At 34.9% G+C, this 10,308-nt stretch carries 8 protein-coding genes and 6 tRNA genes; all 14 read right to left on the reverse strand.

Features of this window, described 5'->3' with window-relative positions; genetic code table 11:
- Positions 1–247: 247 nt before the first annotated feature.
- Entirely contained in the window at positions 248–793 is a 546-nt protein-coding gene (locus FC46_RS09055) for a hypothetical protein (RefSeq protein WP_057799983.1), read from the reverse strand.
- A 253-nt stretch (positions 794–1,046) separates the two neighbouring features.
- Positions 1,047–1,502: an SsrA-binding protein SmpB gene (smpB, locus tag FC46_RS09060; protein WP_057799985.1), complete on the reverse strand. Its 456-nt coding sequence runs from the start codon at positions 1,500–1,502 to the stop codon at positions 1,047–1,049.
- 18 nt (positions 1,503–1,520) lie between these two features.
- Complete coding sequence (rnr, locus tag FC46_RS09065) at positions 1,521–3,842, reverse strand: ribonuclease R (RefSeq protein WP_057799987.1); 2,322 nt, start codon at positions 3,840–3,842, stop codon at positions 1,521–1,523.
- Positions 3,843–3,913: 71 nt separating this feature from the next.
- Positions 3,914–4,147 (reverse strand): preprotein translocase subunit SecG, encoded by a 234-nt coding sequence (gene secG, locus FC46_RS09070; RefSeq protein WP_057799989.1) that lies wholly within the window; start codon positions 4,145–4,147, stop codon positions 3,914–3,916.
- Positions 4,148–4,198: 51 nt separating this feature from the next.
- The gene (locus FC46_RS09075) at positions 4,199–6,277 is read right to left on the reverse strand and encodes an LTA synthase family protein (RefSeq protein WP_057799991.1); all 2,079 of its coding nucleotides are present in this window, start codon (positions 6,275–6,277) and stop codon (positions 4,199–4,201) included.
- 69 nt (positions 6,278–6,346) lie between these two features.
- Positions 6,347–7,372 carry a lysylphosphatidylglycerol synthase transmembrane domain-containing protein gene (locus FC46_RS09080; protein ID WP_057799993.1) on the reverse strand — a complete coding sequence of 342 codons (1,026 nt, stop codon included), beginning with the start codon at positions 7,370–7,372 and terminating at the stop codon, positions 6,347–6,349.
- Positions 7,373–8,416, reverse strand: coding sequence for a glycosyltransferase family 4 protein (locus FC46_RS09085; RefSeq protein ID WP_057799995.1), 1,044 nt, complete (start codon positions 8,414–8,416; stop codon positions 7,373–7,375).
- Positions 8,409–9,581 (reverse strand): glycosyltransferase family 4 protein, encoded by a 1,173-nt coding sequence (locus FC46_RS09090; RefSeq protein ID WP_057799998.1) that lies wholly within the window; start codon positions 9,579–9,581, stop codon positions 8,409–8,411. The genes FC46_RS09085 and FC46_RS09090 overlap by 8 nt, the downstream gene beginning before the upstream one ends.
- A 127-nt stretch (positions 9,582–9,708) precedes the next feature.
- Positions 9,709–9,793 (reverse strand) — tRNA-Leu (locus tag FC46_RS09095).
- A gap of 37 nt (positions 9,794–9,830) precedes the next feature.
- A tRNA-Cys gene (locus tag FC46_RS09100) sits at positions 9,831–9,901 on the reverse strand.
- 23 nt (positions 9,902–9,924) lie between these two features.
- Positions 9,925–9,996, reverse strand: a tRNA-Gln gene (locus tag FC46_RS09105).
- A gap of 7 nt (positions 9,997–10,003) precedes the next feature.
- Positions 10,004–10,076: transfer RNA gene (locus tag FC46_RS09110), tRNA-His, on the reverse strand.
- Positions 10,077–10,089: 13 nt separating this feature from the next.
- Positions 10,090–10,160: transfer RNA gene (locus FC46_RS09115), tRNA-Trp, on the reverse strand.
- A gap of 5 nt (positions 10,161–10,165) precedes the next feature.
- Positions 10,166–10,247, reverse strand: a tRNA-Tyr gene (locus FC46_RS09120).
- Positions 10,248–10,308 lie beyond the last annotated feature (61 nt).

Consider the following 10,308-nt stretch of genomic DNA (forward strand, 5'->3'; position numbering starts at 1 on the left):
GACAGTTAAATATATTACACACTCTTTCTCTTTTCGTCAAATCCTTCTTTTCGTTCGTTATTTGTCATCTTTAGTGCCATTATTTAGCTCTTTAATCATAATTTACTTCAAGTATCTTAAGTATCTTAAATTAGGATACTTAAGATGTTCGCGATACTCGAACTTTATCCAAAGAAATTTCAAAAAATTTTTTATATTTTTTTGAAAAAAACGAAAAAAGGCAAGATTCTTACTGAATCTTGCCCTTTTACCACATAAGGTCCGCATCACAACGATGACCTTCAAGCATTGGGACAAATTGCTTTAAAGCTGCATGAATTTCTACTGTTGCAACTTCACAACCATTTATTGTCCAATCAAATAATTGACTGTAAATACAATTTACTATTGGCTTCAACCTATTTTTAGAAATACCCTTTCGATTAAAAGCGTAATCCTGAAAATTACGGAAAATACAGTCAATGAGATTTTCACGAACGTAAGCCAAACCTTCATAGTTAAGAGACTCATACATCCATCGATATATTTTCCAATTATTCCTAATTTGAAGAATAATCGAATCCATAATATGTCCACTATCGACCTTACTATTGTTTTGAGCCTTCATAAAGTGCTTATTTATTTCAATTTCAATTACTGAAACAAATAAATCACGGCTACCGTTCTTGTAGACTGAGTAAAAAACGCTACGATCCATTTCTATAATTTTGCAAAATGTCGTAACTTTAAATTTTTTACCTCCACTAGCATTCAAACTTTCTCTAAGATCTAACAATGAGCAAGTTTTTACCATGTACATCCTCCTAAATGTGCTATTAAGTACATCCTACATTAGTGTTACCAATTACATCCCTTTTTAGTGTTATTAAGAAATGCATTTAGTGTTATCAAGTTGGATAGAATATATCAAGATATTTAAAACTTTACAATAGTTTTTTGAAAAATTTTCTGAATATTTTTCTCTGAGCACCCTTAACCCCTTGATACACTTGACTTTTTAGATATTTTTTTAAAATAAAAAAGTGTAGAAAAACTTCCTACACTTTTTAAATTTTGTATTTACGACGTAATTCGCGATCTTGATCTCGCTTCTTGATCGTCTCTCTTTTATCATATTGCTTTTTACCTTGTGCTACTCCAATAAGCACCTTAGCAAAGCCGTGTTTAAGATACATTTTAAGGGGAATGATAGTAATCCCTCTTTCTTCTTGTGCCTTTGCTAAACGCCGTATTTCGCTCTTATGGAGCAAAAGGCGCCGACGTCTGAGCGGATCATGATTATAGCGATTTCCCTGCTTATATTCGTTAATATGCACATTCTCTAAGAATGCAGAACCATTGATAATCTGAACATACCCATCTTTCAGAGTGATTCTACGTGCACGAACTGATTTAATTTCTGTACCAGTCAAAGCAATCCCGGCTTCAACAGTTTCCTTGATGAAATAATCATGACGTGCTTTTCTATTTTGTGCTAACAGATTTTCAGTATTTTCTTTCATCAAAAATCACCCTAATGTCTATTTTGATCTACGTGAATTACCACGGCGTTGATTTCTGTTCCTATTTTCACGGAAGTTGCCATTACGACGACCATGATCATTACGGAAACCGCGATTGCCACGACGCTTATTATTCATCCCTCGATCATTGTGTTTATGCTTGGGAGCATTGGGATCATAGACTTCAAAGTCAAGTTGGTGTTGTTCAACATTAGCATTAATAAGCGTTACCTTAATCGGCATCCCAATCTTATATTGCTTGTGTGTTCCGCGACCAGTTAAAGTTAAAGTCTTTTCATCAAAACTATAGAAATCATCATCTAAATTAGAAATATGAACTAAACCTTCAACGGTATTAGGAAGTTGAATGAACATCCCGAAACTAGTAACTGAAGAAACAACTGCTTCAAAGTGTTGACCAACTTGGTCAGCCATATATTCGGTCATCTTCAAATCATTTACTTCACGTTCAGTATCAATTGATACTCTTTCTTGAGTAGAAGTTTGTTCTGCAACATCTGGTAAATAACTTGCAAAATGCTTTTGTACATCATCACCCATTCCTTGATCGGCGTATTCGTGAATCATTCTATGAACCATTAAGTCTGAATAACGACGAATTGGTGATGTGAAGTGAGTGTAATATTGAGCTGCTAAACCAAAGTGTCCTAAATCTTCTTCAGAATAATGAGCTTGCTTTAAACTACGAAGCATCATCATTTGAACTACCGCTTCTTCAGGCGTTCCTTCTGTTTTAGAAACTACTTTTTGCAAATCAATAGGCTTAACGTTATTAGGATCCGCCTTAATATTTAAACCAAACGCACTACAAAACTCAAAGAAGTTCTTAATTCTTTCAGCATCTGGAGTTTCGTGAACACGGTATAAGAATGGCACATGCTTTCTAAAGTAATCTTCCGCCACCGTTTCATTAGCCATTAACATGAATGATTCAATCATCTTTTCGGCCGTACCACGTTCATGCAAAACGATGTCAACTGGTTTGCCCTTTTCATCAACAACAATTTTTGCTTCTGGTTCTTCAAAGTCGATCGCTCCACGTTTATGGCGTTTTTTGTACAAAATATTATGCAAATCGGCCATTTCTTCAAGCATTGGGCGTAATTTAACATACTTATCTTCAAGGCCATCCATTTCACCAGCAAGAGTCTTGTTAACCTTGTTATAAGTCATTCGACCATGCGAACGCATAACTGAAGGATAGATTTTGTAGTTTACCCGTTCACCTTCAGGGGTAATTTCCATATCACATGATAAAACTAAACGTTCTACTCCTTCGTTCAATGAACAAATACCATTTGATAATCTAAAAGGTAACATTGGAATTACGCGGTCAACCAAGTAAGTACTGTTACCACGCTTAAATGCTTCTTCATTTAAAGGTGTATTTTCAGTTACATAGTGAGATACATCGGCAATATGTACCCCTAAATGGTAGTTTCCATTAGGTAATTTCCATAAAACAACGGCATCGTCAAAGTCTTTGGAATCATCCCCATCAATAGTGACAGCTGGTTGATCAGTGATATCTATTCTGCCTTTTTTATCTTCTTCAGTAACATGATCAGGGATAGCATTTGCTTGTTTCATAGCATCTTCAGGCCATTCAGTCCGAACATCATGAGCAGCAACAATTGACATAATATCAACGCCTGGATCATTCTTGTTACCAATTACATCAATAATGGCACCGGTCATTGAATCAGGATTATTTTTGTCTGGGTAATCCTTGATTGATACCTTAACCATATCACCCATTTGAGGAATAAGACCATTTTCACTGACATAAACCCGGTAGTTATGTAATTTCTTATTATTGCTTAAAACATAACCGATAAAATGGCTAAGTTTAACTTGTTCATCGGTTAATGGATGAAATTCACCAACTAAACTTTCAAGTCCTCGTTCGATAATTTCGGTTACTTGACCTTCAGGTCCTTTACCATTCCATGGATTGCCACCTGCAGTGATCTTCACTCTTACTCGATCACCATCGACTGCATAGTTGGTATAGTCTTTTTGAATAAATACATCATCTGCATCTTCATCATCAAGACGTACAAAGCCAAAGCCCTTATCATTTGCTCTAAATACCCCTTCAACAACGGTATTTTCCTGAGCTAATTGATATTGTCCTTTACCATCTGTAATAATTTTTTTCTCATGTTCTAAATAAGATAAAGCTTTAATTAATTCTGTAAAGTTGCCTAAACGATCACGTCTGGCCATTCTTTCAATTTGATCTACACGAAATTGTTTTTGCGGATTATGGCGAAAAATTTCTAAAACGCCGGCCAAGATTTTTTCGTTTTGTGCCATCTAGTTAAACTCCGTTTCTAAATTTTATTAAAAAAAAGCCTCCCAACGACTAAGATCGGGAGGTACAAACTTTATTTTGAAGACATATAAGCTAAAACAATAGCTAATACGAAAAATAAAACCAATAAGACTGCGGTAACTTTTTCCATAAATGCTTCAAAACCACGTTTCTTGGTTTGGCCACTAAAAACTGCACCGCCTGAAAGAGCGTTCAATGCATCTTGTTGCTTTTGTGGCTGCATCAATGTTGCAATGATTATTAAGATAGAAACAATGATGATGAGCGTCATAAATATATTATACAATGCGCTGCCTCCAATACTCGGATACGTTACTGATCAATTTTATCACAAAATCTACTTCTTTGCAGATTTATTTTTCAATTCAGGTGCATCAGTCTTAAATTTGGACTGTGTTGACTTCTTATGATTCTTATACCATAGCGAAGTTTTATTGTTGTCTGAAAATAACTTCTTTAAACTTTCTTCTTTATTATAGTTGTAATCCTTTACCTTAACCTTCTTAAACCACGACGGCTTATAAAAACGTAACAAGTCGCCATTAATTACACGATCTGATAATGATAATTGAGTTGTTACCCGGTTAGATAACGACGTTAATTTCTCTTTTAACTTCTTATCAGGATGTTTAATTTCTTCCCCAGTCTTAGTGTAATAATAATCACCTGTAACTTTTGCATATTCTGGTGTAATAAAGTCGCCATTACGTTGTACCACAAGCTGTGGAGCATCTTTACTTAATAAATCATGTCCAAATTGAATCGTATTTTTATCACTAATGCCTAACAGGTTCAGCAATGTTGGTAAAACATCGATTTCACCACCATAAGTATGGTCAATTTTTCCCTTTAAACCTTTCATATGAAACATCAAAGGAACTCTTTGGAAGTTTAAATTATCGAAATCATTGAATGAATCTTTTTTAAGAAGTTGAGCTGACGCCTTATGGTGATTACCAGAAATACCATAGTGGTCACCATAAAACATTACTAGGGTATTCTTATCAAGACCGGTCTTCTTCATCCAGCGCATTAACTCACCAATAGCTTGGTCAAGATAATGAGCAGTTTGAACGTAGCCATCGACGGTTTCATCCCCAGTATTTGTTTTAGGGATTGTTTGATTTTTCTTATCAAGTTCATATGGATAGTGATTAGAAACCGTAATCATTTTCAAATAAAATGGTTGTGGCAAACGCTCAATATATTTAATTGATTGATCAAAGAAGAGCTTATCTTTAATACCGTATCCAATGTAGTAACCAGGCTTATTATCATAGTATGACAAAGGCATGAAATATTGATAACCAAAAGACTTATATGCATTATTACGATTCCAGAACGATCCCTCTCCGCCGTGCATTACTGCAGTAGTGTAACCGTCTCTTTGATGCAAAATTGCTGGTGCACTTTCAAATGTGTTTGAAGTCCCATAGCTAGACATGGCAGAACCTGATTGCAAGCCATAAATCGAATTTTCTAACATCATCTCGGCATCAGAAGTTTTACCTTGACCAACTTGATTGAAGAAATTATCAAAACTGATTGTATCTTTAGCATGATAAATCTTATTTAAGTTTGGAGTAACTTCTTTACCTTTCCACTTGTAATCGATTAAAAATTGCTGGAAACTCTCAAGATGAATAACCAACACATTTTTACCCTTTGCTACTCCTGTATAAGCTGGATTAGGTTTAACATAATTTGCTTTTAAATACCGTCTGACTGATCGAAGATCATCAACATTAGCCTTTGCCATCTGTGCACTTGCCTGAGCTGTTTTAAATCCGTCATAAACGGCGTATTCATTAATACCTAAATATTTAACAATATAATTGTTATCAAAAGTTCGTGTCAACAAGCCTGAGCGATCATGTTGAGCCATCATTAAATTTAAGCCCATTAAACTGAGTGCTAAAGCTTCAATTAGTAAATTAACCCTAATCTTCAATGGACGAATATCAATTCTAATTACTTTTGTCAAAAGCAAGATAATAACAATCGCTACATCAATAAAAGCCAAAAAGTCGCTTCCTAAAGTAATTCCAGCAATACTTTTGCCTAAATTATCTGAAGTAGAACCTGACGTTTTGATGATAGAAAAAGATAAGAAATTTGAAAATTCGCGGTAATACAGAATATTAGAAAATAACCACAAACTTAGCAAAAAGTCGATAATTATCGTAATCCAATATGATTTTCGGCCTTTAAAGAACAGCCCAATTCCAAGAAGCAGCATCCCTGAAGGAATAGGATTCAGTAACAATAGGAATTGTTGCATTGGTCCTACTGCACCTAAGTTAAATTTGGTTAGATAAATAAAATAAGTCTTTAACCAAAATAATACTAATACAATAGTAAAGAACCCTATTTTTTCATGAGTAAGCCACTGCCAAAATGATTTGATACGTGACATTTCTTTCCCCCTATACGCTATCCAATCATACTACTTGAACATCGATACAAGAATCTTCTTGATAAAAAATTAATCATTCTGTGGTTCTTTGATTTTTTTAGGTTTAAAAATCCAACCAAAAATTCCTAAAATCATTCCGAAGAAGTATGTTGCAAAACGCCATAAGAACATTCCAAGGATAAGTGCACCATGTGAAGAAACAAAGGTTGAAAACAAAGTTTGAAAACTATATTCCGCTCCACCTGATGCTCCAGGAATAGGAATAATTGCCATAAACATAATAATCATGATGTTCATTTGTGTAACTGCAAGCCAAGAAGCATGCACATTCAAAGCTTGCAAAACCATAAATGGAACTGAATAAAAGCATAGTAGTTGAAGAAGTGTTAATAAACTTGCGACTATTAGCTTCTTTTTTTCTTTTTTAAGTTTCTGACTTTCTGCGTAGAAAGTCTCAATTTTTTCCATTGTTGCACTGCGCCATTTTTCAACTGTTTCTTTCTTAATAAACTTGGCAAGTAAATTCATCAACCAGTTAGTTGCTTTTTTCGTCCAATTATAAGCGAACATGATTGCTAACAAAAATAGTGTTGAACAAACGTGGATCAGTAAGCCGATCACAATAAACAAAGCAAGTCCAGCAAACTTCGTTGCTACCATGTGAAAACCGAAAACTATCGTAAAAATATAAGCAAAAAAGACAACAATTTGATAAATGATAAATTTCATCAAAAGAATTGAAGTTGCTCTTCCCCCTTCAATTCCCATTTGCACCATTGCAGCCAGCATTGAAGGCTGACCTCCAGTTGACATTGGCGTTATAGCATTAAATAAGGATTGAATAATTGGAATTCTAAAAAATGACCATTTGCTATGTTTAGGCTCATCTTTTCGTTTCGCCAATGTAGCAAGAATCCCAGCTTCACAAACAAAGGAAAATAACATCAACAAAAAGATTGCGCTAAAGGCTAACCAGTTCATTTCTTTTGCAGCATCAATAATTTCATTAAATGGTGTAGATTTTAAATCTGTATAAAGTACAAAGGAACTGATTGCCAAAACAATCAAAATACCCCATAAGTGTTTTTTATTCATTTAGCGAATTTGTCCTAACTCTTTACCTATCTGATATTGCTCATGGTAGAATTCATTCCAAATCTGAGCTAAGTGCTCTTCAGAATATTCTTGACTTGCCTTTTCAGAAAGTGCTTGATACTTCTTCAACAGGCTTTTATCATCTAAAACCTTTTGAAGTTGCGCATTCATCTCTTCAAAGTCTTGTCCCTTCATGTAGTAGCCATCAATAATCGCCTTATAAAGATCAAGATCTCTAAGTAAAACTGGCGTCCCACAGCTAAATGCTTCCAAAACTGACATTGGGAACAATTCATCATGTGAAGGAAGTAAGAATAAATCAGCAATATTTAAATAATCAACTAGCTTTTCACGATCAATAATTCCAGTAAAAGTTAAATTTTTAGGTGGATTATCTACAATTTTTTTGAAGTGATCATAACCGTCAGTAATTTTGCCAAAAGAAAATCCACCTGCCCAAATAAATTGGACATCTGGATTAGCTTCTGCCATCTTGGCAAAATCATCCACGCCCTTTCTTGCCTGAACTTGCCCATCACCAAAGACGACAAACTTATCTAAAGGAATACCTAATTCATTTCGGAAAGCATTCTTTTTAGTAAGAGGCTCTGGATAAAATTCAGATTTTGAAACAAAGTTAGGAATATATCTAATTTTATCTTTATCAATGCCATAATTAACCAACTTATCAATAAAAATAGGATTAACTACAACAATTTGATCCATTCGTTTATAAAAATCAAGTACATAGTTATAGAAAAATTTTTTTGCAAAACCAGGAAGTTTAATAGAGCCTTCCAAAGTATCTGGCAAAAAATGTACATATCCAATTTTACGTCCACGCGCTGGTGAAAAACTATTAACGTAATATGTTGGATTAATTGTATGATAATGTGTTAAATCGCTTGCGCCGTATTTATTAATAGTCACATAAAATTCATCAACTAAATCTTTGCGCATTAAATTAATTAATTCATTATAAGCTGACCCCACGCCTTGACCCTTAACAGAATCAGCTTGTGAGAACATATTAATTCTAATCATTTATTTCCTCTTCTTGCTTTTGTTGATAATTTTTAATTACATACTCATAAAAACTATGTACTTCTGTAGCAAAATGAGCGGCAGAAATTTCATTTATCTTGTTTTCCAATTTTTCTGCAGGAATTGCAATTCTATCTTGCTTTAAATAATCAATAATTTCTTGAAGCATTTCATTTTGAGTTATAAATACTTTTCCAAAATCGCTACTATTAAAGACGTGCTCAGTATAATCTGTATCATAAACTACACATCTAGTGCCAGCAGCCAAAGCTTCAATATAAGTTAATCCTTGCGTTTCAGTATCGCTAGCAGAAACAAACAAATCTGCCATTCTATAGTAATTACCAACATCTCCATGTTCGATATTTCCAGCAAAAATCACATAATCTTCAAGAGTAAGTCGTTCAACTTGTTCTTTAAGCATATCAACATCTGGTCCATCACCAGCAATTACTAATTTGATATCCGGAAACTGTTCAATTAAATCAGGCATGATATTTATAATATGATCTATTTTCTTTTCTGCAGCAATTCTACTTAAAGTTAAAATTACTGGTGCGTTCTTATCAATACCTAACTCCTTACGAACGTCGCGTTGAATATCTCCATTCATAGCCTCAATATCCACACCAGTAGGAATTACCCTAATAGGGATTTTCACTCCGTAGCGAGTCAATAACGCCTCTACACGTTTACTTGGAGCGATCACACCATCCATACTCTTTAAATAACCTTTGGTAAATTGTTTAACATGGTATGGTCGAAGTAAGTGTCCATTTAAAACATAATGTAAATAATCTTCATACATTGTGTGATAAGTATGGATTGCAGGAATTTCCAATTGATGAGCAACATATTTACCAATAGTCCCTAATGCAAATTCTGTTTGGGTATGCACAATATCAAGCTTAACTTCTTTAGCTACCTTAGTTGCTTCAAAAAGCCCTCTAAATGCAATTCTACGATCTGTGAACGAAACAAACGGAATACTACTAAAACGAAAAATATTAGGTTCCACTGTTCCTCTTTTAATATGTGGATCCGTCGTAGTGAAAATAAAGACATTATGTCCCTGTTTTTCAAGTGCATCTTTTAATGTTTTGATTGAAGTTGCTACACCACTTATCTGCGGATAATAAGTATCAGTGAAAAGACCAATATTCATATCTAAATACCTCCATATATTGGTATTATAGAGATTCTGCCCAGGCTTGGCAATTTATATTAAAAATCTAGACAATACTTTAAAAAATAAAAAAACGATCTAGAAATATCTAGATCGTTTAACACAATAGCGGTGATCGGGGTCGAACCGATACGTCCAAAAAGGACACCAGATTTTGAGTCTGACGCGTCTGCCAATTCCGCCACACCGCCATAATATTTTTTTAAACAGCTAACCAAGTTAACTATAAGGCGGGGATCGGATTCGAACCGACGATTAAGGTTTTGCAGACCTCTGCCTTACCACTTGGCTACACCGCCATTAGCATATTTTGTTTAACAAATTGGGATAACTGGATTCGAACCAGTGCATGTTAGAGTCAAAGTCTAATGCCTTACCACTTGGCTATATCCCAATGTTAGGGCGGAATATGGGATTCGAACCCATGTATGCCGGATCCACAAACCGGTGTGTTAACCCCTTCACCAATTCCGCCATGAAGAGTAAACAGGGATAGTAGGAATTGAACCCACATCAGCGGTTTTGGAGACCGATGTACTACCATTATACGATATCCCTATTAATGGAGGGCAGTGGATTCGAACCACCGAACTCAGAGAGAGCGGTTTTACAGACCGCCGCGTTTAGCCACTTCGCTAGCCCTCCAGACAATGGCGCGGGACGGAATCGGACCGCCGACACAAGGAGCTTCAATCCTTTGCTCTAC

This window comes from Lactobacillus kalixensis DSM 16043 (genome assembly GCF_001434335.1).
Lineage (GTDB): Bacteria > Bacillota > Bacilli > Lactobacillales > Lactobacillaceae > Lactobacillus > Lactobacillus kalixensis.